Genomic DNA, 23,650 nt, shown 5'->3' on the forward strand with positions numbered 1-23,650 from the left:
CGGACAGGAGTATTCGACCATGTCTTTTTCTTCGCGCCTTCCACGCCGCCGGCTTCTTGCGCTCACCACCGCCTTGTGCGGGATCCTCGCATCGGCAAGCCCTGCCGTCGCCCAGCAGATGGGCGGCTTCGGGACCGTACAAAGCCGGACCGGCCCGGTTTCCGTTGCGGTGAGCGGTACCAATCTCAATGTCTCTGCGACCGGTTCCGGCATCGTCAACTGGACCGATTTCAATGTTCAGGCCGGCAGCATCGCGGCCTTCCGCAACGGCAATGGCAGCCAGGCAGCCAACGTCGCGATTCTCAATCGCGTGCTCGGTACCCAGCCGACCACGATCGGCGGCGCCCTGACCTCTGATGCCAACGTCTCGGTGTATCTGGTCAACTCCAACGGGATCATGTTCGGATCGTCGTCGCAGGTGAATCTGGGGTCGCTCGTCGCGTCCACCCTGGATGTGACCGATGCCGATTTCCTCGATGGCGACGGCCGCCTGACTTTCACCAGCAACGACAATCCCAATGCCTACCTGATTGTCGGCAGCGGGGCCCAGATGCAGACCAAGGGGGATCTCGTTCTCCTCGGCGACACCCTATCTTCGGACGGCAGTTTGCAGGCCGGAGGCGATCTGGCCGCCATCGCCGCGGGCCGTGTGACAGTCCAGTCCGCTGTCGGGAGTCCGCTGAAATTCGAAATCAGCCGGGGCAGTCTGCAGGCATCTTTGCGCGCGGGTGGGGCGGCGAACGGCCGCAATGTCGTTCTGGGTGCCGTCGGCCAGGCCGGCGTGACCGACGGGCTGCTGGAAGTTGAGGCGCTGGCCACGGCCACAGGCGTTGCCGCAAGCGATCACGGCGTCACCATCTTCGCCGGAAACGAGGTATCCGCGCCCAATGTCGTCGTTCACTCGAATCAGAGTGCGCGGATCGACATTACGGGCCTGGGAACAATCCGCTCGAGCCGCGACATCATCGTCGACGGAAACAGCAATGTCGGTGTGAACCTGGTCGATGCCGCTGGCGCCGCATCGGTTGAGGGGCGCGGCATCGTCGAGGTCAATCAGGTGTTTGCGGACGAGATGGTGCTCACCGGTCTGTACCTCTACGCCGGCGGCCTCGACGCGAAGCAGACGATTGCGCTCTACGGAAGCGAGGTCGCCTCCATCACCGGTGACGTGACCGCCTTCAATGTCTCCGTGAATGGAAGGGCTATCTACCTTGGCGATGACTCGGATTCCGAAGTGATCGCTGCCGCCTACATTCAGACGAATGCCGGAACCGGTGGGATCAACGGGGGTGCCGGGCTGACGCTGGATAGTCAAAGAGCCACGGTTCTGTTGACGACGGGAGGAGCCAATTTCGACCGGTCCAGTCGCATTCGTTCATCCCGATCGCTGCTCTTTGGTGGCGGAACCGACCAGCGGGTGACGCTCGGAGACGTCGACGTCGGCGCGATCGCGGGGCTCGATTCCTATCAGGCAGACATCACCTTCGGCAACTTGAACGTCGGCAGCGATCTGCTCATCGCCACCACGGATGATCTTCGAGCGGACTCGATCACCTCCGCGGGCGCGCTCACCATGAGCGGCCTGAGAATGGAATTCGGTGGTGATCTGATCGGCGAGAACAAGGTCACGCTCGCCGGAAAGACGCTGACGGCGCGGAATGTCCGTTCGCGCACCGACGATGTTGCGGTCGAGACTTCCGCGGATGGGATAGCTCTCGGCTCGGCCGCGGGGCGCGCCATCACGCTGACGTCGCGTGGCGGCGGGATTACGGTCGACGGAATCGATGCCACCTCGGACGTCCTCGTCAATGCCTATGGCGCGGGCATTGTCGATCTCGGCCACGTCAAGGCAGGCGCCTCCATCTCGCTGATGAGCGAAGATGTGCTGCGGACCGGTAGTCTCCACGCTGCCGACAGCGTGAACGCTTACGGAACGACGGTCAGCGCGGGCGACGTTCGTGCCGACACCGGCTCCGCCTTCCTCACCGCCGGCATCGGCTCCGTAGACGCGGGCGACGTAACCGCGGGGAAGACCATATCGCTGAGGACGGAACACCCGAGCGGGGGCGCCGGTGTGGTGAAGGTGGGCGCCGTGAGTGGCGGAGGGAACGTGGAAATTCTTTCGGACGATCTCGTGCTCGATCATGCCCTCAGCGGCCGTTCAGTATGGCTCAAGGTGGCTGATGGCGGCACGATCGCTCTCCACTCCAAATTGACCGCGAAGAATCTCACCGTCGAGGGTGGCGCCCTTGTTCAGGCAAGTGGTGCCGAACTCACCGCAGGGACGCTGACGGGAAGTCTCCGTGGCGAGGTTTCGCTGACGGGTAACAACCACATCGGAGCGATCCGGGATCTGTCGGCGACCAGTCTCGATCTGGTCAATGATCACAATTGGATCGAGATCATCGGCAGCAATCGGTTCGCGGGGGACGTGTCACTGGTCACCTCAGGCAGCTTGCAGATCGGCGGAGGGAGCAGCCTCGGCGGCGAGCTTGTCTCGCTGGCGGTCGGCGATCGATTCACCAACTCGGGTGGCGGGAGTGCGATCTCGGCGACCAAGAATTGGGCCATCTACCTGAACACGCCGGATGGCCAGAATTTTGGCGGTCTCGACAGCGGCAATCGCGCGATCTGGGGAAGCGATGCTTCGCGCAGTCCGATAACCAGTCTGAACGGGGATCGCTACGTCTTCACCCATCGTCCAACGCTGACTTTCTATTCCGTTCAGTTCGACAAGACCTACGGGACGGACGTCGCTGCGTATCTCGCGAACCGCTACAATTTCGTCGGACTGCACCAGGGCGTCGCAGGCGCTTTCCAGGGCGATGTGTTCAGCGACATCGTTCAAGGGCGTCCGGTGCTCACCTCCGCCGGTGCCGCCGCAACCGCCGGAGTCGCGGGCGGTCCCTACACGATCGACATCGCTCAAGGGTCGCTGGTGGCGAGCGGCGGTTACGATCTGGCGTTCGAGAGTTCCGGCGTGCTCAGGGTGTCCCCGAAGCAGCTGACCGCCGCTGCCACGGTCGACAGCAAGGTCTATGACGGCACCGACGCTGCATCGGGGAGCATCGCGCTCAGCGGTCTGTTGTTCGACGACGTCGTGAACGCCTCCGGCGTCTTTCGCTTCGACGACAAGAATGCCGGTACCGGCAAGATCGTCACCGCCGCCGGCGTTGCTCTTCACGGAGCGGATGCCGCCAATTACGTCATCGACGGGCCGATCGGCGCCGTCGCCGATATCCTGCGCAAGGATGTTCAGGTCACCATCGCGGCCGACAGCAAGATCTATGACGGCACACGTTCGGCGACCGGTCGTGTTTCCAGGTTCGACGGTCTGGTGACGGGCGACGATGTCGTGCTGGGCGGGGGCGAATTCGCATTTTCCGACAAGAATGCGGGCGTCGGGAAGACCGTTTCGATCTCCGGCCTGACCTTCGGCGGAGCGGACGCGGGGAATTACAGCTTCGCTACCCCTGCGACGGCCGCTGCCGACATTCTGCGCAAGGATGTCGCCGTCTCCGTGGCCGCCGACACCAAGACCTATGACGGCGGCACAAGCGCGTCCGGGCGAATCACTGCGATCGACGGCATCATCGCGGGCGACGCGCTGTCCTTCACCAGTGGCGACTTCGCGTTCGCCGACAAGAACGCCGGAGCCGGCAAGCAGGTGCTCGTCTCGGGCATCGGCATGAGCGGCGCCGACAGCGGCAATTACACCCTCGTTCTTCCGGCCGCGACCACGGCCGACATCCTGCGCAGGGACGTGGTGGTCGCCGTGACCGCAGACGCCAAGACCTATGATGGCGGTACCCGCGGATCGGGGCGGATCATTTCGACCGACGGCATCGTCGCGGGCGACGCGCTGTCCTTCACCAGCGGCGACTTCGCGTTTGCCGACAAGAATGCCGGCGCCGGCAAGCAGGTGCTCGTCTCGGGCATCGGCATGAGCGGCGCCGACAGCGGCAATTACACCCTCGTTCTTCCGGCCACGACCACGGCCGACATCCTGCGCAGGGACGTGGTGGTCGCCGTGACCGCAGACGCCAAGACCTATGACGGCGGCACCCGCGCATCGGGGCGGATCAATTCGACCGACGGCATCGTCGCCGGCGACGCCCTGTCCTTCACCAGCGGCGACTTCGCCTTTGTCGACAAGAATGCCGGCGCCGGCAAGCAGGTGCTGGTGTCGGGCATTGCGCTCGGCGGGGCGGACAGCGGCAATTACGCGTTGGTCGTTCCGGCCACGACGACCGCAAGCATCAATCGCAAGATGGTGACCGTCGGCGTCGTGGCGGACGACAAGGTCTATGACGGGAGCGTGGCCGCGGTCGGTAGGGCGGCAGCCCTCGACGGCCTGGTCGCCGGAGATGAGATCGTGATCGAGGGCGGCCGCTACGCCTTCGTCGACAAGAATGCCGGCATCGACAAACAGGTCCTCGTGTCCGGCCTTGGCTTGGCAGGCGCGGATTCCGCCAACTACACTCTGGCCGTGGCACCAACCGCGACGGCGGACATCGCCAGGCGTACGATCAGCGTGCGCGCCGACGACGTTCACGCACCCCGATCGGGATCGGTGCCGCCGTTGCGCTTCTCGATCCTGTCGGGAAGTCTCGTCGACGGCGAGGTCTTCGCGGGGATGCTGCAGCGCGAGCCCGGCAATGCGCCCGGCGCCTATCGGATCGGCCTCGGCACGCTTGCGCTCTCCGACAATTACGATCTGCAGTTCCAGGCCGGCACCTTCACCATCGATCCCGATCCGTCCGCCGGTTGGACTCCGCGCCTCTACCAGGAGTTCGAATTAGGCGGCCGCGCTCAGGCGCTGCAGTCGACAGGAACCCCGCTTCGCTGGACGGCCGCGCCGGAATGTGGCGCGCCGGAGAGAGAAAGCGAGTGCTCCTGACGGGCGTGCCCAGCAGGCGCGGATGGGACGAGGGCAGGCAGCGCGGTCGCGCAGCCTGCCCTGAGACTGCCGGATTCACACGATAACGGCGCCGGCGCGGTTCAACCTCCGCGCCGGCGCCGATTCCCTGTCGTCAGGGCGCGGATGCGGGGCGTACCGGCGCGAGCTCGTAGCGGATCTTGCGCTTGAGGATGCAGACGTCGGCGCCATCGTCGTTTCGGCAGTCCATGACTTCATAGGGCCGCTCGATCAGTACGAGCGTTCCATTGCTCTCGCGCTGGCGGCGTTCCCATTCGGCCTGCTCGGCCATGTCGATCTCCAGCGGGATCGGGAACTCGCCGCCGCCCGATGCCGCGCCGCCGGCGCCGGCACCCGCATCGATCAGATTGTCCATCCCGTCCATCGCCTCCACGGCCCTGATCGCCTTCTGAAGGTCGGCCTTGGGCATGGTCTTCATCGCCTTGTCCATCTCGGAGCCGGCCCACTCGATGCTCCTCGCAATCTCGGAGGCGTCCATCGAGCGGATCATCTTCGCGCCCTCCGCGATCAGCTCCTCTTCGCTTAGGTCCTTCGGCGGAATACGGGGTTTGGCAGGTCTCGACTGAGTCAGCGGTGCGAGCAGGTCGTCATCGTCGGATGGAGGCGGCGTCAGCGGTGCGAGCAGGTCGTCATCGTCGGACGGGGGCGGTGTCAGCGGCGCAAGCAGGTCGTCGTCATCGGATGGGGGCGGCGTCAGCGGCGCGAGCAGGTCATCGTCGGACGGCGGCGGTGTCAACGGTGCGAGCAGGTCGTCGTCCGCGGTCGCGGACTCGCTTGGAACCAGGGGAGCGAGCAGATCCGCGTCGCTTTGGGCCTGCGCCACTCCGCAGGACAGGAGCGAAAGAAAGGCCAGGCTGGTTCCCCGAAGAAGGGGGACATGTCGCCGGCGGCGGGAGGAACGGAGATGTTTCGGCATGGGAGATCCTTTCGATCCTGGTGAGGAGCGAGAGCGTGCCGAAGCGGTCGGGGCGCCCGGGGGACCGCCGCCGTGAAAGGCGCGTGAATGTCGTTGGTCACCATCTTCGGAGCCGATGCGACTTCCGTGCCCGCGCGATTGCAGGTATCGTGATGGGAACAGCGTGCGTTCGAAGTGCGATGTGCGCCGCAGGGGGGCGGGCTCAAGGCGGGGGGAACCACTGACCATGTTCGGATCGGAACTGCTCGAAGTCGCAATCGGCCTGATCTTCCTCTTCTTCATCCTCAGCGTCCTGCTCTCGGCGGCGCGGGAGGCGATCGAGGGGTTCCTCCAGACCCGCGCCATCCACCTCGAACGCGGGATCCGCGAATTGCTCAAGGACGAGGGCGGCGAGGGGCTGGTCCGCGAACTCTACGAGCATCCGCTGATCAGTTCGCTCTATCGCGGGACCTACGATCCCGAGAAGCTGACGCGGCGCTATTCCCAGCACAAGGACACCTGGAAGCGGATGCCGTTCCGCAACAATCTTCCCGCTTACGTTCCGGCCCGCAACTTTGCCCTGGCGATCATGGATCTCGCAGGCCGCGGCAGCCCGACCGGGGATGACGCGGATGCGTCGCTGTCGCTCGCGGCGATCCGCGAGGGCGCCTCGACCCGCATCGCCGACCCGCGGGTGCGCCGCGCCGTCCTGATCGCGCTCGACAATGCCAGAGGCGACCTCGATCAGGCGCGGCTCAACCTGCAGGCATGGTTCGACAGCGGCATGGACCGGGTCTCGGGCTGGTACCGGAAGGAGACGCAGTGGATCCTGCTCGCCTTGGGCCTGTTCACCGCGATGACGCTCAACATCGACACGCTGCATGTCGCCAAATCGCTCTACCGCGACGACGCGCTGCGGGCGGTCATCGTCACGGATGCGGAGGCGGTGGTCGAGCAGGCGCGGGTCCAGGCTGCGGCGGGCGGGGATCAGACGGCGATGCTGACCATGCTCGGATGCCCGCCGGAGGCGGCGACCGGCGCGGCCGCGTCCCTGCCGGACGGCGCGGCGCGCGGTGTCGCCAGCGCCAGCTGCGCCGAGCGCCGGGTCCGCAATCTCGGCCTGCCGATCGGCTGGGAGAACCGGCACCTGTCGTGGCCCTGGCAGTTCGGATGGGATGTCGGCGCGTGGCTGGCCTCGCCCGATGCGCCGTGGCGGCCGCTGCCCGGCTGGCTGCTGACCGCGCTCGCGGTATCGATGGGCGCGCCCTTCTGGTTCGATCTGCTGAACAAGTTCATGGTGATCCGCTCGACGGTGAAGCCGCACGAAAAGAGCCCGGAGGAATCGTCGGAGGACCGGCAATTCCCGAAGCCCGCGCCGGCCGTCGGCCAGCCCGGGTCTACACTCGCACTTGCGCCTGCCGTCACACCAGCGCCCGAACCGCAGCCGCCGAGCCAGCCCGATCCGGCCCTCGATGCCGAGGGGCCGACACCGGAAGGCGGCGGGGTTGGGGCCCGCACGCCCAATCGCCGCGAGGCGGACGAGGAGGGTGTCGGCTGGACCGACAAGATCGATCCGCTCGAGGGCGAGCCATGAGCACGATCCTTCCCCCGCTCAAGCGCGGCGACAGGGGCGCTGATGTCGTCGAGTTGCAGATGCGGCTGGCCGGCTTCCGCGGCACCATTCCCGACGGCGATTACGGGCCGGGGACGGAGATGCAGGTCACCGCCTTCCAGCGTGCGGTGATGCGCATGACGGCGCCGCACGGGCGCGCCGACGCCGCGACGATGGCGGCGATCGGCGACTTCGCCAGGGCCCATCCGGTCGACTTCAAAGCGCTGCGCTGTCCGTGCGGCGTGTGTCCGGGCTTCGGGCGCGGCCGCTTCAAGGGCGAGTATCGCCGGCCCGAACGGATCGAGGTCTACAATCTCTACGAATATCCGGGCCTCCACCGGATGCTGCTGTGGACCTATCGCGCGGCGCAATTCTACGCCCGGGCGCGCAACTGGACGCTGACGATCAACTCCGCCTATCGCTGCTCGGTCGACAATGCCGACCACCAGCGCACCAGCACCAACCATCACGGCAAGGCGATCGACATCGACATCCTCGGCAGCGGCGGAACCGATCGCACGCGCTGCAACAGCCTGCGCGGCATCCTCGTCGAGCAAGCCCATGCCCAGATCGGCTGGAGCGCGCTCAACCGCAAGTCGCTCGAGCCGGCGGACATCGCGCCGACTTGGGTCCATCTCGACGTCCGCAGCTATGAACCGAAATATCTGGCGGACCGCTATTTCGTGACCAACCAAGCCGCGCTCGACGCGATCCCCGGCTGACCCACTCCGACACAGGTCCTGCGAAATCTTCACGAACGACTCCGTTGACGGCGGCGGGGGATCGTTGCATTTTTGTTGCGCTGCAGCAGGCGTGATGTGGACGATGCGTGACCCCTCCGCAGACCGGTGTTCGGGCCGGTCGACGCGCCGGTCTCGACTTCCTCCGCTTTAGGCACCGCCGCAAGGAGCGTGACATGGCAGACGAGGATCGCGACTATTTCTACCGCCGCGCCGAGCAGGAGATCGCCTGTGCGCAGAGCGCCTGCGGCGAGCGCCAGGTCCGGCTCCATTATCAGCTCGCCGAAACCTATCTCGATCGCGTGTTCGGTGCCGACGGGGACCCACGCAGCGTGAGCATTCCCGGCTGACGATGGACGAAGACGCGGTCAGGGCGCTCATCGCGGAGCATTTCGGGCGGGAGCCCGGCTGCGCCAGCGACGCTGCCCGCTTCAACGAGGATCTCGGTGCCGACTCGCTCGACATCGTCGAACTGACCATGCTGCTCGAGAACGATCTCGGAGTCGCAATCGGCGAGGAAGAAGGCGAACGCTGCACCTGCGTCGGCGACGCCCTGCAATTGCTCCGCGAGAAAATGGCGTCGCCCGCGCCGCAGCCCGGATCCGGGCCTGCAACCGGTCGGCGGTGAAGGGCGGCAGCGCTGGGGGTGATCCTGTGCTTAGCGCGGGTGACTCGGCTGGCGTGCCTTGAGATCGAAGTGGTCTCCGCTCGACAGGACATGGACCCGCACGTCGTGCATCGACAATGAACATTCGGCGCGGGCCTCTGCGACGTTGCAGTAAGTGACGTGGCTGCCGTCGACGACATAGACGCCGCCGCTGCCGATCACTTCGAAACGGTCGCCTTCGAGGACGATCGCGGTGTCCTCGTCGATGCCGAGCCCGAGCACCCGCGGATTGTGGGCGACTGCGCCGAGCAGGCGGCCCATGCGGCCGCGTTCGGCGAAATGCTGGTCGATAATGACGTCGCGGACGAGGCCCATACCCGGTGCCATGTGGAGGTCGCCGATCCGGTGCGTCTCGCGGCTGGTCCCTTGCACGAGCATCGTCTCGCTCATCACGCTGGCGCCCGCCGAGGTGCCGGCGATCACGCCGCCGCGTTCGTACAGGCGGCGCACCTTGTCCTCGATGCGGGTGTCGCCGATCTGGCTGGTGATTCGGAGCTGGTCGCCGCCCGAGAAGAAGATGCCGGCGGCGTCGTCGAGGACGTCGAGCTTGTCGCGATCCGAGGCCTGGCTGCGCTCCTCGACATAGAGCTCGACCAGTTCGCCGGACTCGAGATCGGCGAAGGCGGCCTCATATTCGTCGAAATAGCCTTCCGGCTGATGGCTGGCGACGGTCGCGAGGACGACCTTGCCCCCTTTTGACCGCCGCGCGAATTCGCGCAGGATCGTGCGCTTGCCCTTCGGGTCGCGATCTTCGTGCCCGCCGATGATGATCAACGTGCCGCGCGGTGTCGTTTCCTGGTCAGCCATTCTTCTCTTCTTTCTTGCCGAGCCACGCCTTGGGCCCGGTCATGTCGCTGGTGATCATCGCCACCGCAAAATCCGGGCTGTTGTGCGCCCAGCCCACCCGTCCGTCCTTGGTGATCGCGATCCCGCCGCCGTCCGCCCCGGCGCCGCCGGTGCCCGGAAGCAGGGCGACGGCGCTCGCGACGGCCTGCTCCGGATGCTCGCCGCGATCGAGCGCGGCCATCACCCGTCCGGCGAGGGCGAGACGCTGGATGGTCTCGCCGTCGCCGGAAAAGGCGACTGCGCCGACATGGTTGTCGGCGTAGAAGCCGCATCCGGGCACCGGGCTGTCGCCGATCCGGCCAACCGGCGCACCGGTGAGACCGCCGGTCGATGTTCCCGCGGCGATGTTGCCGCCCATGTCCAGCGCCACCGCGCCGACCGTGTCATGCTCGGCGAGCTCGCTCTCCCGCTGCGCGGTGACGAGTTCGTCATTGTCGACCAGCGGGATGTTCTTGCGCCTGGCGAACAGGGACGCGCCCTCGCCGACGATCAGCGTCTCCTTCTCGTCCAGCATTGCGCGCGCCACCGAGACGGGGTTGCGGACACCCCTGATCGCGCCGACGGCGCCGACGCTGAGCGTGCGCCCGTCCATCATGCCCGAGCACATCTCGACCTCTCCCGCCGCGTTGAGACTGGAGCCGTGGCCGGCGTTGAACACCGGCAGATCCTCGAGCGTGCGGATGACCGCCTCGACCGCGTCGACCGCGCTGCCGCCCGCTTCGAGCCGCTTGCGGCCTTCGGCGAGCGCCTGGAGCACGCCCCGGCGATTGTCGTCCTCCTCACCGGGCGCCATCTGCTTGGCGCCGCCGTGGACGATCAGGGCCCAGGGGCCCGACGGATTTTCGAACATGTCTTACTCTGCGGCAATGAGAGGGGCGCGGGAGGCGGTGCGCATCCCGGCAGGCTTGAAGTCGTTGACCTGCGCCCAGGCGGCGTGAACGTCGGTCGGAGTCACGACGATCAGATCGCCGGGCCGGCCCATCGCCAGTGCGGCAGCCGTGGAGGCGGCTTCTCCGGCGATGAGGTGGATATGGTCGGACGAGCGGCCGGCCTCGAGCGCGCCTTCGTGGAGCAGGCGCATCACCTCGCCGCGGGGACGGCCGCGGGTTCCCGGATCCTCCCGGAAGATCAGTTCGTCGAAGATGCCGGCGGCGATGCGGCCCATCTCGCGCAGATCTTCGTCGCGGCGATCGCCGGCCATCGAGACCGTCCCGATCGTGCGCTTGTAGCGGCCGGAGAGACCGCGAATGACCTTGCCCAAAGCCTCGAGCCCGGCGGCGTTGTGCGCATAGTCGACGATCACCCGGAAGCCGTGCGCGTCGTGGACGTTGAGCCGCCCCGGATTCTGCTCGAAGCTAGACCGGAAATTGGTCATCGCCGAGCGGATGGTGAGATTGGGCACGCCATGCGCGATCGCAGCGGCGATCGCGGCGAGGGCGTTGGCGACGTTGAACTCCGCCATGCCGTGCAAGGTCGCCGGAATGTCGCCGGCCTTCATGATCGTCTCGCGGCGGCCATCGTCGTAGAGCACGATGGTGCCGCCGTCCGGACCCGCTTCGCGCACCACCGCCATTCCGCCCTCGTCGACATGTTCGCGCACGAGAGGCGACATCTCGGCGCCGCCGCAGAGCGAGAACCAGATGATCTGTCCGCCGGCGCGGCGCGCCATGCGAACGGTCAATTGGTCGTCCGCATTGAGGATCGAATGCCCACCGCGGCGCACGGACTCGATCACCACCGATTTGACGTTGGCGAGATCCTCGACCGTTTCGATGCCCTTGAGCCCGAGATGATCGGCGGTGACGTTGGTGGCGATGCCGATGTCGGCCGCGTCGAAGGCAAGGCCCTCGCGCAGCAGGCCGCCGCGTGCGGTCTCGAGCACGGCGACCTCGACGCTCGGATCGCGCAGGATCATCCGCGCGGATCGGGGGCCGGTCGCGTCGCCTTCGTGGGTGAGGATGTCGTTGATGTAGACGCCGGTGGTCGAGGTCAGGCCGACCGTGCAGCCGGTGTAGCGGATGATGTGCTTGACCATCCGTCCGACCGTCGACTTGCCGTTGGTGCCGGTGATCGCAATGATCGGCACCCGGCTCTGGCTGCCGCGCGGGAACAGCATCGCGATGATCGGCTTGGCGACGTCGCGCGGCGCGCCCTCCGACGGATCGATGTGCATACGCAGGCCCGGGGCGGCGTTGATCTCGATCACGCCGCCGCCGGTTTCGCGGACGGAGCGGCTGATATCGGGGCAGACGAAGTCGACTCCGGCGACGTCGAGCCCGACGATCATCGCCGCGCGGCGGGCGATCTCGGCATTGTCCGGGTGGATCTCGTTGGTGCGGTCAATCGCGGTGCCGCCGGTCGACAGGTTGGCGGTTGCGCGCAGCAGCACCACCTGCTCGGCTTCGGGGATGCTGTCCGGAGTGAGGCCCTCGCGGCCGATATACTCCTCGACGATGGCGTCGATCCTGATCCGGGTCATGACGTTTTCGTGCCCGTTGCCGCGCCGCGGATCCTTGTTGATCTCGGCGACCAGCTGGCGGATCGTGCTGACTCCGTCACCGACCACCTGCGCCGGCACCCGCTCGGCGACGGCGATCATCTTGCCGTCGACGACCAGGATGCGATGGTCGTTGCCGGCGAAGAATTGCTCGACGATGACGTCGCGGCCCTTGGCCTGGCTCTGCGCCTCGGCAAAGCCGAAGCGGAGCTGCTCTTCAGACAGGATGCCGATGGTGACTCCGCGGCCGTGATTGCCGTCGAGCGGCTTGGTGACCAGCGGGAAGCCGAGCCGCCGGGCCGAGCGGACGGCATCCTCGACGTCGCGGACGACGATTCCGCGCGGCACCGGGATGCCGCTGTCGTCGAGCAGCCGCTTCGTCATGTTCTTGTTGCCGGCGATGTCGGTCGCAACCTGGCTGGTGCGCCCGGTGATGCTCGCCCGGAACCGTTGCTGGAACCGGCCGTGGCCGAGCTGGATCAGGCTCTGTTCGTCGAGCCGGGTCACCGGGATGCCGCGCCGCTGCGCTTCGTCGACCAGCGACCGGGTGGTCGGGCCGAGCGCGGTGCGGCGCACCAGCCGCTTGAGGTCGTCGATCCGGCGCTCGAGATCGAAGTCTCCGTCCAATTCGGAGATGCGGCCGAGGCCGCCGATGCCGCGCAGCTCGTCGGGCAGCAGCGAATTGACCAGCTCGAGCGCAATGCGGCCAGCGGCGAGCCCGACCCGCTCCTCGTTATAGGCGAACATGATGTTGTAGACGCCCGGCTTGCCCTTCACCGAGCGAGTCTTGCCGCGGGTGGCCCGCGATCCGGCGATCGTCTGCAGTTCGAGCGCGACATGTTCGGCGACATGGCCGAGCCAGGTGCCTTCGAGCAGGCGCTTCTCGAAGCCGCCGCGGACCTTGAGCGAGCAGGCATGGCGGCCGACCCCGGGCAGCGCCTCGAGCAGCCCCTTGGTGAATCCGGGGATGCGATTGGTCGGGAATTCCTCCATCCGGCCGAGATCGACCTGGATGCGGACCATCGGAAGCTTGCTCCAATAATGCGGCCCGCGATAGACGCCGACCTCGGTCACCTTCATTCCCTGGGTGAGCAAGGTGCTGGCAGGATCGGACTTGGTGCCGAAGAACATCGAATTCCCCTGTTCGATTATGGTGGCGGGTCGCCCGTTTCGGGCGACTTTTCGGCTCGACCTGGATCTGGACTGGTTCGGAGCCGACATGATCGGATTAAACCCCCGGGATTGAAGCGGAGTTCCGGAGGATCGAGCTGATCCAGATTAGCCCGGTTCGATGACGAAACGGCGTCTGCCTGCGCCCGGCGCACGGCCTTCTCCACGCCGCCCGTTGAAGCCGGCGCCCGTGAGTGGCAGGAGCGAAGCGATTCATCGCGGCCACGGTGCCGCGCCGAGAGGATGGACATGAACGACGCGATCTCGCCGCCCGAAGCCCTTGTCGCCACCACCCATTGCACGCTCGCCGATTACGAGCGGCTCTATCAGCGCTCGCTGAGCGATCCGGACGGCTTCTGGCGGGAGCAGGCGGAGCGGATCGGCTGGATCACCAAGCCGACCAGGATCGCCGATGCCTCGTTCGATCCGGTCGACATCAAATGGTTCGAGGACGGCGTGCTCAACCTGTGCTGGAACTGCGTCGACCGCCACCTCGAGACCCGCGCCGACCAGACCGCCTTCCTGTTCGAAGGCGACGAGCCGGGCAGCGGCCGCGCGATCAGCTACGGCGAGCTCTATCGCGAGGTCGTCCGGATGGCGAATTGCCTCAAGGCGATGGGCGTGACCAAGGGCGACCGGGTGACCATCTACATGCCGATGATCCCCGAGGCGGCGGTGGCGATGCTCGCCTGCTCGCGTATCGGCGCCGTGCACAGCGTGGTGTTCGGCGGCTTCTCGCCGGACGCGATCCACGGCCGCATCGAGGATGCCGCGAGCCGTTTCGTCGTCACTGCCGACGGCGGCCGCCGCGGCGGCAAATTGGTGCCGCTCAAGGCCAATGTCGACGCGGCGCTGGCGCGGGGCGCCGAAATCGACGGCGTGCTCGTCGTCCGTCATCTCGGCAGCGAGGTCGCGTGGACGCAGGGGCGCGATCATTGGTATCACGAGCTCGGCGAGACCGTGCCCGACGACTGTCCATGCGAACCGATGAACGCCGAGGATCCGCTGTTCATCCTCTATACGTCGGGCTCGACCGGCAAGCCCAAGGGCGTGCTCCACACGACCGGCGGCTATGCGGTCTGGACGGCGACGACCTTCCATTATGTGTTCGACTACAAGGGGGGCGAGGTCTTCTGGTGCACCGCCGATGTCGGCTGGGTGACCGGGCACTCTTACGTCGTCTACGGGCCGCTGGCCAACGGCGCGACCAGCCTGATCTTTGAAGGAGTCCCCAATTACCCCGATTTCAGCCGCTTCTGGGACGTCGTCGAGCGCCACAAGGTCAACATCTTCTACACCGCGCCGACCGCGATCCGCGCGCTGATGCGCGAGGGCGAGGGGCCGGTGAGGAAACATGACCGTTCCTCGATCCGGCTGCTCGGATCCGTCGGCGAGCCGATCAACCCGGAGGCCTGGCGCTGGTATTGGGACGTGGTCGGCGACGGCCGCTGCCCGATCGTCGACACCTGGTGGCAGACCGAGACGGGCGGGATCATGATCACCACGCTTCCCGGCGCGCATGCGATGAAGCCGGGATCGGCGGGACGGCCGTTCTTCGGAGTCGCGCCGCAGCTGGTCGGGCCGGACGGCGAGGTGCTGGAGGGAGAGGCATCGGGCAATCTGTGCCTGGTCGGCAGCTGGCCGGGCCAGATGCGCAGCGTCTACGGCGATCACGAGCGTTTCGTGCAGACCTATTTTTCGACCTACAAGGGCAAGTATTTCACCGGCGACGGCTGCCGCCGCGACGCGGACGGCTATTACTGGATCACCGGCCGGGTCGACGACGTGCTCAACATTTCCGGCCACCGGCTCGGCACCGCCGAGATCGAGAGCGCTCTTGTCGGGCATCCCGCGGTCGCCGAGGCGGCGGTGGTCGGCTATCCGCACGACATCAAGGGCCAGGGCATCTATTGCTACGTCACCCTGATGGAGGGGGTGGAGGCGACTCCGGAGCTCGAACAGGCGCTGCGCAGTCACGTCCGCACCGAGATCAGCCCGATCGCCAGCCCCGACCTGATCCATTTCACCCCGGCGCTGCCGAAGACGCGGAGCGGCAAGATCATGCGCCGTATCCTGCGCAAGATCGCCGAGAACGATTATGCGAGCCTTGGCGATACCTCGACCTTGGCCGATCCCAGCCTGGTCGACGTGCTGATCGACGAGCGCAAGAAGAAATAGCGCCGGGCGGCGGGCGGTCTTGCGTCACGGGCGAAAGCTGCCCCGTGGAGTGGCGCGAACATCGGGGGGCTCTGCTTGGGGAAGGCAGATCCTGGCGGCCGGGGCACGGATATTCTCCGGGGCCGCGGCGACCGAGTTCAGCAGGCCCGACGTCAGCTGTACGCGTGCATTCTTCCTGTATTTCGCCTGTTTTTTCAGGTGCGGTGCGGAGGGTGACGGCGGCGGCGTCTCGGCGTGGATCGGGACGGTCGGGACCGGTGTGGCCTGGATCGGGGTGACCGGGGAGCGCTGAGGCGCGGAGCGCGCGACCGGGCAATGCGCGCTACCCGCGTCGTCGCCCGGACTGTGGCGGCGCTCGGCGGCTTCGATCATCTTCAGTTGCGTCGCCAGCATCTTCATCGCCTGCTCGCCTTCGCCGAGCGTAATCTCTCCGGCGGCGACGGCGGCCATCAACTCGGATCCGGCCTCTGCCGCATCCGCCGCGGAGCGGATCTTTGGAAGATCGAGCTCGACCGGCGCCTGTTTCACCGGAACCACCATCTTGGCGAAGCAGGCGTGCAAGGCGGCGCTGTGCCCCGCCAGAGCCCGATCGATCATCCGCCGCACGATCGCCGCGCTTTCGCCGTCTTCGAGCTGCTCGAACAGCAAAGACGCCTTGTTGCGCGCGCCGCGTGGCCGACCTGCGGGGTTGCCGCTCTGCCCGGGGAGGAATTGCCCGCTCGGGGCGCGGACGGAGGCAGCATCTGACATGGCGATCTCCCTGGTGGACGTGTGAGCGTGCGGCAGCACCGCATCGCGGGCGCGGCACAGATGTTCCTCATATGTTCCGTAGCATCGAGCAGAGTTTCCTGCAAGCGGGAAGTTGCGATTTACGCACATTTCTATACTCGCTCGGATCCTGGGGCGCCGGGACGCCCGGAGCGACGGGCCGGTGGGCGAGACGGGCGGCGGCGCCACGAGCCGTCGAGCGTTCGCGAATGCTACAACTGACACACAGTTCGCACTGCTTGGCCATCCGACTGGCACACAGCATCCGTAGACGACCGGCATCGGAGGCGGCGAGGTCGCTCCGCGCAATCAAGGAGAGAGATCATGACCACCCGGATCACGGGGCGCTTTCGCGTGCCCGCTTTTTTCGACACCAACAGGCTGAGCGCAAAGGCACGGCGACATCTTTGGACGTTGGCGCTGGGCGGCACCGCCGCCGCGATGCTTCCGGCCGCCGGCCCGGCGCTGGCGCAGGGCCAAATGGTCGGCGGAGCGCATTTCAAGCCGTCGGTGATGGCCGCCGCGATCGAGGCAACGATGAAGCCGCAAGTGGCGGGGTTCAGCTATACGATTGCCCAGAAGGGGCAGGTGGTGCGCGAGAACGGCGTCGGCTCCGCGCGGATCGCCGTCGATGGCTATCGCGCCCATGGTCCGCTCCAGCGCAACAACATCGCCAGCGTGACCAAGACGGTGACCGCGCTCGCGATCCTGCAACTGATCGAAGCCAACAAGAAGAACGGGGTCAGCGTCGACACGCCGATCAAGGCCTACCTTCCCGACGGATGGACGCCGGGGCCGAATGTCGCCAACCTGACCTTTGCGGAGGTGATGCGTCATACATCCGGGCTCAGCTCGGGCAACAATAATGGGTTCAAGGATCTCGGCTATGACGCGGTGAAAGCTGCGGTCACTGCCGGCACGACGCCCATGCCCGCCGGCAAGACCGAGCGGCCGGATGCCTATGACAATCTCAATTACGCGCTGCTGCGAGAGCTCCTGCCCAAGCTGTGGAATGCCACGGGCACCCTCAAATATGAGAAGCTCGATGGTTCGCAGATCTGGCAGACGCAAGGCGACTACCATTCCTTTCTCTACGCGAAATATGTGAATTACTGGATCTTCGACCCGATCGACGTTCAGAACGTGAAGTGCTTCGATAACGACGCGACGTCCACGCTCTATTATCCGCAGAATCCGAAGCCGGATATCAAGGGTGTGCCGGGCGTCGACCAGTCCAAATTCTGCGGGAGCGGCGGCATGTATCTTTCGACCAACGAGATGACGAAGCTCCTCGTCACTCTGTTCCAGACCGAAAAGCTGCTGCCGGCAAGCGCGCGCAAGGTGATGACGGACCGGAAGCTGGGGATCGATCCCATGTCGACGTCCCGCGGCGCGGCCTTTTCGCGCAACGGCGTCGTCAGCCAGGGATCGAACAGTCAGGGCAAGGGCCCGACCAAGGCCTGCATGATCCACCTGCCGGGCGACATCGACGCCGCGTTGGTCCAGAATTCCAACGACGGTGCCGCCCTCAAGCCGTGCAACGTGCTGATCGCCGCCTTCGAGGCCGCCTGGAAATAGGGCGATTACGGGGTCGTTGGGAGTGCTGTGGCCTTCACCGAACACAGCACTCCCGCGCGGCGCCGGGATGTCCCGCGGACGCGCGAGGGCACTATGCTGCCTCGTTGCGGCACTGGATCGGGCGCTCATCTATGTCCGCTCCGGGGATGATAAGCAGACTCTCCCTTCCGGAGCATCCTATGTCCGCTTTGGAAGCGCTGGTCGGCGACGAGACTGCCGAGCGCGGCTGCGCGAGGGATGACCGGGTCGGGTGGATTGCGACCTTGCGAGGCCCCTGCCGCTCGGCCATGCTGTCGGTATGCGCGTTACCTTCGACGACATGGCCGAACGCTTCCACGGCATCCTCTCAGGAGAGCTATTGCGGGAAGATGCGGCCTGCTGGGCGGCAGCCGTCATGCAAGCCGATGACGCGAGAACCGTTGAGGTTCTGCCGCACCAGGACCGCGGCACTATGGGTATCCAAAGGCAAGGGTACCAAGCCAACGTCGATGGAGGCGTCGGGAGAATCTGCCGTGTAGAAGCCTTCTAGATGTCCACGGCGCTGTTATCTGCTCGGATCGCGACATTAAGCTTTCTCATGGCGCCCACGGTTTGGGTGCCACTAGTCCCTATCCTTGGAACATTGTCTGGTCGATGTGGGGATTAGTGATTTTGACCCTTCTTATCAGAACGATAAAACGCCGCCCATGCAGTCACGGGTTTATCAATCAGCGAGGGATGACGTTCTATCCGTGGGTAGTGGATCCATGCCCAAGGTGCAAAAGGTCGATGCGCGATGTCTAAGCGAACCTACACTTTTACGGATACCGTGGGCGTCGGGAACAGCTGATTCGGATCGAACATCGTCGACGGCCTCGATCTAGCGTACGCTGGCGGTCGACGTCAGGCTGCAGCGCGAAAGCCGACGTTCGCGGGCTGCGGCGCCGACCGTCGTCGGAACAGCCGAGTCGGGTAGAAATCGGTCGTGCACCCGATAAGGTTCGCGCATGAACGAAGACCTTGTCAATTGGCGTCAGGCGGGCCGGATCTGCGTGTGGCGCTACGTCCAAGCACCAAGGATGTACGCCGCCTGGCACTGCACCGCGGATAAGGCTGGATGCGACGACATGGCCAGCCTCGCTGACTTGCTGTCCAACGATCAATCGCCCGCACACAGGACCATATCCCTGATTGATCCAACCACCGTTGGAGCGGATCGCATTTTCGGCACTCACGACCTGCGGGTGGAGCATCCTGAGAAGTTGCGGCTTCAGAACTGCCCGGACGACGAGAGTGCGGCAACACTCTCTTGGGCGGACAGCGGAGTTACAATGACGCTCGGCCGACCTTGGCTTGCGGAGCTGGCGCAAGCGATGCGGGACGTGGCTTCGGGCAATGCGGACTTCGCTGCCCAATTTGGAGCAACGGGCTCAGCTGCAGCGCCGCGGATCTCGTTCTGGTGGTGGCCTACGTCGGCTCTCTGAGGTTCGCTGCAATGTCCGGAAAGGGTCGGAGCACGTCCTAAGTCTCCACGCGGCGCGCGCCGACGGCGAACGGCAGGGTGCCGCGCGTAAGCGGACCTTCGCAGGTTCGCCTACCGATCGCACCGGCAACAGCCGGGGAGGGTGGAAAACGCGACATTGCTACCCGTCGCCAGATGGCGGATGATTGACCGATGGCAGCAATCATCAAACTGGAAGATGGCAGCGATCTGTATGCGTCCAGTCTCGGCATCAGCGGAGCATTGGCGTGTATCGCCGAAGGCGTTGAAGGCACTCACCATCAACTCTCTCGTTGGCTGTCGGACGTGGCGCAGCGGCCGGCTCCCTTCATGGATCTCGATCTCCGCGGTCTGGATGATGAAGCTCGTGCTTCATTTTGGCTGGCCGTGGATTACGCGCACGAGCGCTTCGCCGAATGGGATCAAGACGCATCGTATAGCTGGTGCGTGGAGGTGATCCGGTCGCTCTTCCAGAGACGCGAAGTTCGCTTGTCAAACGAGCGGGAGAACGTCCCTCCGCTCGATCTGAGCGAACTATGGTTCGCGGACGACGCAGCCTGATGTCCGCTGTGGGTGCAGGCCGTGTGAAAACTCGCTCCGCACCGCGCGCTGTAGAATAATCTTCTATTCGCCGCAGTGCTTGGCTTGCGGCAGCCGCTTTGAAGCATTCAAAACCAGCTCTCTTGGGTGGCAAACTCTTCAATGCGGCGGGCCGCCGCGTTCGCTCAGGAAAAATCTTCTACCGCGTCAAGGCGTCGCGGTGTTTTCACACAGCCTCGGTGGAAAGCGGACCTTGCGCTTCGGTCCGTGGAGCGTAGACAAAACGCATGCACGAAACGCACGCTGAGGAGAACCTGGCCACCGAGCGATTGGCCGAAGTCCGGCCGGGCGCGATACTTCGCGGAAAGAACGTCCGCCCATACGGTCCGACGCTTCCGAGCCTGGTCGCATACAGACCCGAAGCTTGGCGATTTCTCCGCCTTTCGAGGCTCTATGGCATAGCACTCGGCATCGTTAGCGCACGCGAAGACGAGGCCCACTCTGAAGGTTTCTCTGCGGCGGTAATGCGCATTGACGACTGGAAAGGAGACTTCGTGGCGTACTGGCGGTCGCAGGCCGACCTCGACAGGTATTCCGACGCGCTCGACAAGGCGGTTGTCCTCGAACTTGAAGAAGAAATCGTCCACTGCGTTGGCCCGCCTCCCGACGATGGGGAGCATGTCTGCTAAGGGGCGTTCCGCGCTGTAGCGCGGTGCTCACGCTTGAGGCGGCGCGATCGCCAGTCTGGCCGGCGAAAGCGGACGTACGCCGCCTCGGCCGCCGCCAATGTCGGGAACAGCCGGGGAGGGTGGGGAGCGGCCATTGACCGCAAGCGGTTGAACGGTAGCGTCTCTACATGTCCACACCTTACCTCTTCCGCTTTGGCTACGAGTCGCCTGACGAGTTTCGCAGGAACCGCGCAAACCGGACTGACGACGAGTCTAGCGCTGGATTATGGATCGTTGGCGCGTCTGAGCAGGAGGCTCTTCGGTGGGGGCAAGCGATAGCGGATCGGTTTGTTGCGTGGTTATTCCAGCGGTCTGGCGACGAAGGCTATTCGTGGTCGGAAGGTCAGTTCGCGCACTGGATTGAGACGGACCCAAGTGCGCTGGCAGCGTGTCGTGCGGCAAGTCTACCTGCTGTCGCGGTAGGCGAGGAGCCATCTTTTGAGGCGCTGGCAAGCTAAGCCCGAATGTCTGCTCAGGGTCGGACCCGGTCGACCATCTCGGTCTGGCGCATGCCGGCGCCCAATGTCAGACCGCCGCGCAGAAGCCGACGTTCGCTGCCAGCGCGCTAGACCGTATCACGAACAGCTGGGTGGGGTGGAAACGCGACATTGCAGAATCAGTCCCGAACCGTCTCGAACGAGACGGCCTTTTGCCGCTGATCAAGCTCGATCAACAGCCATTCGTGGTCGATGGCCATGTAGCTCCCGTCGTTCCCGAGAACGTAGGTCATCTCGGTGCCAACCCACTTGTCGGTCGGCGTGGGCTCGCCGAGGAGCGCGATGATCTCAGTGCGTGTCCTGCCGTTCAACGGGTAGCGTGTTAAGAAATCAGGAAGCATTTCAGCTCGCTCCCGCCCCGAAAGATCGGCGTCGCGCCAAGCAGTCTTATCGAAGCGGGCACCCGCCGAGCAGCCGACGAGCGCGAGACACAGGATGATGATGGGCCGCATTGTGAGGGCCTATCTCAGAGCCGCAATGTCGCCAATGGGTCGGAGCCGGTCGACCGCCTAGATCTGGCGCAAGCCGGCGCTGAATGTCAGGCTGCCGCGCGAAAGCCGACCTTCGCCGGTGGCGCGGTCGATCGGTTGGGAATGCCGGGAACAGGTGGATTGCGGACGCTCACGAACCTAAAAGCAGATCGACTGGAGGGCCTCTTGAGCAAGTTCGAACTTCAAATGCCTGTCGAGCACGCCGTGCTCTTTCTATCCGACCCGTCGGTGGACGAGACCGTACCGGAGGACACGTCCGCGTCAGCCGTGACCGCGACTGGCGACTGCATCTGTTTTTGGGTGCAGTCGGACGTAGATGGCCCTTCCGACGTGACGGTCAGCGATCAGCCATGCGATCGCGGAGGAATCGAGTGCTTTACCGGTGAACTCCTGACCCCGCAACGGATCGTCACACTGAGTACCAGTCGCGGCTTCGCCTATCTGAATGTGCCGGTGCGAGATGAGAGTACAGAGGTGCGGATCTGGATGTCGGACGCTGCGCAGCCGGAATGGGCGTGGGTTAAGTTACCAATCGGAATTTGATGTCCGGAAAGGGTCGGACTCGGGCGAGCGGCTCGATCTGGCGCACGCCGGCGCCCAACGTCAACCTGCGGCGCGAGACCGGACATTGGCTGCCGAGCGGGGCAATGGCGCGGGCTACGACAGGGGAGGGTGGAAGCACGACATCCGCCGATGTTGCGTGAGTCGGTGAAAAGGGGTCCGTCCGCTTCGGGTGTCCCTATACAGTTAGCTGCCGTCGATCACGGTGGCCTCGCCTATAAAGCCACCTTCCCAAAGATAGAAGCGGCCCGCCTCGCGCATCAGCGGAACAGCATCTTCGTGGGAAAGAAAATAGAAGCCGAGACGGCGGTTCTCGCCCGGCAGGAGGTCGCCATCATCCAAAAAGGGCAAAGCATCATAGCCAACTAGAGGCTCGGCTTTCGATAACATGCAGGCACACCCCCAGCCCGGATATGCAGGCCCCCGTCTGCCGCCATCGGCAGTAGCAAACATCCGGACCTCGGCGAAAAGGTGCGGCGCCTGGGTGCGTAAGAAGTCTGCGCGGCTCATGCCGCCATGGTGACCCGTCTTTGAAAGGGCCGCAATCAGGAAGTTTATTGGCGCTCCGCAGGACGGGGATCGGCGGTAGCCGTCGTACAGGGACGACCCCGGAATGGCCGCTTCGGGTCGCCGCCGGCTGTAGAAGCCGGCGCAACCTCGGGACGACGCGTTGGTCGGCCTTGTGCGCGCAAACGGACGTTCGCCGCCGCGGCCTGCGCTTGCGCCGGGAACAGCCGGGGAGGGTGGAAACGCGTCCTAGGTGCCCACATGGAGCACGGCAGCGGCGAACGTCAGGGTGCCGCGTTGAAGCTGACACGAGAACGACAGGGCAGGGAAGGCAGACATGGATCACTCAGCCGGTTTCGAGTTCCAAATCGCTGAACAGTCTACCCCGAATACTGCCACTTCGCGGCCGTGCCCATCGCCAGCGCTGGCTGCCCAGTCCACCAGCGTCACTTCGCCGCATGCGAGGGGGACGCTGCCATAGAGCATGATCCGCATCGATGACATCGCTCGGTTGCGCGCTTGAGCTACTCCCTCGAGTTCGGTGGCGTGTTGACTCGGAACGTAATCTGCACTGGGCTCGAAGGCACCGCCTGCAACACCCATACCGTCGTCCCTGAATGCGAAGTGCACAGTCCCGATGTGGCGTTCGCCAGCGTAAACATGTGCTCGTGGGCCGTTCATCTCCCCTGTCTATCAGACGGTGCCAGTGTCCGGGAAGGGTCGGACCACGTCGTAGCGCTCGAGGTGGCGCACCCAGGCAGCCAACGTCAGGCCACCGCGCGGAAGCCGACATTCGTGGGACCGCCCGGCGATCGGCGCGGGAACGACAGGGGAGGGTGATGGGGTGGACGCCCCCCGACGGCATCTATGTGCCAAAGTGGAGTGTCAAACTGCCACTTGAGGGAGGCGTCCATGGGCGATGTTACTACGATTGGGCTGGATCTGGCAAAGCAGGT

At 65.3% G+C, this 23,650-nt stretch carries 18 protein-coding genes; 11 read left to right on the top strand and 7 right to left on the bottom strand.

Features of this window, described 5'->3' with window-relative positions:
- Window positions 1–19 precede the first annotated feature (19 nt).
- A complete protein-coding gene (locus C7I55_RS11940) occupies window positions 20–4,900 on the top strand; it encodes a YDG domain-containing protein (protein ID WP_106513115.1) in 4,881 nt (1,626 codons plus the stop codon).
- A 133-nt stretch (window positions 4,901–5,033) separates the two neighbouring features.
- On the opposite strand, the gene C7I55_RS11945 is transcribed toward C7I55_RS11940, so the two are convergent.
- On the bottom strand, window positions 5,034–5,855 hold the full coding sequence (locus tag C7I55_RS11945; RefSeq protein ID WP_106513116.1) for a hypothetical protein: 822 nt from the start codon (window positions 5,853–5,855) through the stop codon (window positions 5,034–5,036).
- Between the two features lie 226 nt (window positions 5,856–6,081).
- Here C7I55_RS11945 and C7I55_RS11950 point away from each other — a divergent pair, with 226 nt between their 5' ends.
- The 4 genes from C7I55_RS11950 to C7I55_RS11960 all read left to right on the top strand — a co-directional run bounded on the left by C7I55_RS11950 (window position 6,082) and on the right by C7I55_RS11960 (window position 8,814).
- The gene (locus C7I55_RS11950; protein ID WP_106513117.1) at window positions 6,082–7,428 is read left to right on the top strand and encodes a hypothetical protein; all 1,347 of its coding nucleotides are present in this window, start codon (window positions 6,082–6,084) and stop codon (window positions 7,426–7,428) included.
- Window positions 7,425–8,168: a peptidoglycan-binding domain-containing protein gene (locus C7I55_RS11955; RefSeq protein WP_106513118.1), complete on the top strand. Its 744-nt coding sequence runs from the start codon at window positions 7,425–7,427 to the stop codon at window positions 8,166–8,168. The genes C7I55_RS11950 and C7I55_RS11955 overlap by 4 nt, the downstream gene beginning before the upstream one ends.
- Window positions 8,169–8,362: 194 nt before the next feature.
- On the top strand, window positions 8,363–8,536 hold the full coding sequence (locus C7I55_RS28490) for a hypothetical protein (protein WP_199192794.1): 174 nt from the start codon (window positions 8,363–8,365) through the stop codon (window positions 8,534–8,536).
- 2 nt (window positions 8,537–8,538) lie between these two features.
- The gene (locus tag C7I55_RS11960) at window positions 8,539–8,814 is read left to right on the top strand and encodes a phosphopantetheine-binding protein (RefSeq protein ID WP_106513119.1); all 276 of its coding nucleotides are present in this window, start codon (window positions 8,539–8,541) and stop codon (window positions 8,812–8,814) included.
- Window positions 8,815–8,844: 30 nt separating this feature from the next.
- Here the strand turns inward: C7I55_RS11960 and C7I55_RS11965 are convergent, their stop codons facing one another.
- From C7I55_RS11965 to cphA, 3 genes are read right to left on the bottom strand one after another with little or no spacing between them, the layout of a single operon-like run.
- Window positions 8,845–9,660 (bottom strand): cyanophycinase, encoded by an 816-nt coding sequence (locus C7I55_RS11965; protein ID WP_106513120.1) that lies wholly within the window; start codon window positions 9,658–9,660, stop codon window positions 8,845–8,847.
- Window positions 9,653–10,549, bottom strand: a complete 897-nt coding sequence (locus C7I55_RS11970) for an isoaspartyl peptidase/L-asparaginase family protein (protein ID WP_106513122.1) — start codon at window positions 10,547–10,549, stop codon at window positions 9,653–9,655. The genes C7I55_RS11965 and C7I55_RS11970 overlap by 8 nt, the downstream gene beginning before the upstream one ends.
- 3 nt (window positions 10,550–10,552) lie before the next feature.
- Window positions 10,553–13,327: a cyanophycin synthetase gene (cphA, locus tag C7I55_RS11975; RefSeq protein ID WP_199192795.1), complete on the bottom strand. Its 2,775-nt coding sequence runs from the start codon at window positions 13,325–13,327 to the stop codon at window positions 10,553–10,555.
- A 288-nt stretch (window positions 13,328–13,615) separates the two neighbouring features.
- Between cphA and acs the strand changes: the two genes are divergently transcribed.
- Entirely contained in the window at window positions 13,616–15,544 is a 1,929-nt protein-coding gene (gene acs, locus C7I55_RS11980) for an acetate--CoA ligase (RefSeq protein ID WP_106513124.1), read from the top strand.
- Window positions 15,545–15,568: 24 nt separating this feature from the next.
- On the opposite strand, the gene C7I55_RS11985 is transcribed toward acs, so the two are convergent.
- On the bottom strand, window positions 15,569–16,294 hold the full coding sequence (locus C7I55_RS11985; protein WP_106513126.1) for a DUF5681 domain-containing protein: 726 nt from the start codon (window positions 16,292–16,294) through the stop codon (window positions 15,569–15,571).
- A gap of 342 nt (window positions 16,295–16,636) precedes the next feature.
- Between C7I55_RS11985 and C7I55_RS11990 the strand changes: the two genes are divergently transcribed.
- The 4 genes from C7I55_RS11990 (at window position 16,637) to C7I55_RS12010 (ending at window position 20,599) form a co-directional block, all read left to right on the top strand.
- Window positions 16,637–17,890, top strand: a complete 1,254-nt coding sequence (locus C7I55_RS11990) for a serine hydrolase domain-containing protein (protein ID WP_106513128.1) — start codon at window positions 16,637–16,639, stop codon at window positions 17,888–17,890.
- 986 nt (window positions 17,891–18,876) lie between these two features.
- Window positions 18,877–19,353 carry a hypothetical protein gene (locus C7I55_RS12000; protein WP_106513130.1) on the top strand — a complete coding sequence of 159 codons (477 nt, stop codon included), beginning with the start codon at window positions 18,877–18,879 and terminating at the stop codon, window positions 19,351–19,353.
- Between the two features lie 191 nt (window positions 19,354–19,544).
- Window positions 19,545–19,931 carry a hypothetical protein gene (locus C7I55_RS12005; RefSeq protein WP_106513132.1) on the top strand — a complete coding sequence of 129 codons (387 nt, stop codon included), beginning with the start codon at window positions 19,545–19,547 and terminating at the stop codon, window positions 19,929–19,931.
- A gap of 266 nt (window positions 19,932–20,197) precedes the next feature.
- Window positions 20,198–20,599: a hypothetical protein gene (locus C7I55_RS12010; protein ID WP_106513133.1), complete on the top strand. Its 402-nt coding sequence runs from the start codon at window positions 20,198–20,200 to the stop codon at window positions 20,597–20,599.
- Between the two features lie 655 nt (window positions 20,600–21,254).
- Here the strand turns inward: C7I55_RS12010 and C7I55_RS12015 are convergent.
- Window positions 21,255–21,587, bottom strand: a complete 333-nt coding sequence (locus C7I55_RS12015) for a hypothetical protein (protein WP_106513135.1) — start codon at window positions 21,585–21,587, stop codon at window positions 21,255–21,257.
- Window positions 21,588–21,791: 204 nt separating this feature from the next.
- On the opposite strand from C7I55_RS12015, the gene C7I55_RS12020 reads away from it, so the two are divergent.
- The gene (locus C7I55_RS12020; RefSeq protein WP_146151006.1) at window positions 21,792–22,169 is read left to right on the top strand and encodes a hypothetical protein; all 378 of its coding nucleotides are present in this window, start codon (window positions 21,792–21,794) and stop codon (window positions 22,167–22,169) included.
- A gap of 204 nt (window positions 22,170–22,373) precedes the next feature.
- On the opposite strand, the gene C7I55_RS12025 is transcribed toward C7I55_RS12020, so the two are convergent.
- Window positions 22,374–22,697 (bottom strand): hypothetical protein, encoded by a 324-nt coding sequence (locus tag C7I55_RS12025; protein WP_233222171.1) that lies wholly within the window; start codon window positions 22,695–22,697, stop codon window positions 22,374–22,376.
- Window positions 22,698–23,650 lie beyond the last annotated feature (953 nt).

The sequence above is a fragment of the Allosphingosinicella deserti genome, assembly GCF_003012735.1.
Classification (GTDB): domain Bacteria; phylum Pseudomonadota; class Alphaproteobacteria; order Sphingomonadales; family Sphingomonadaceae; genus Allosphingosinicella; species Allosphingosinicella deserti.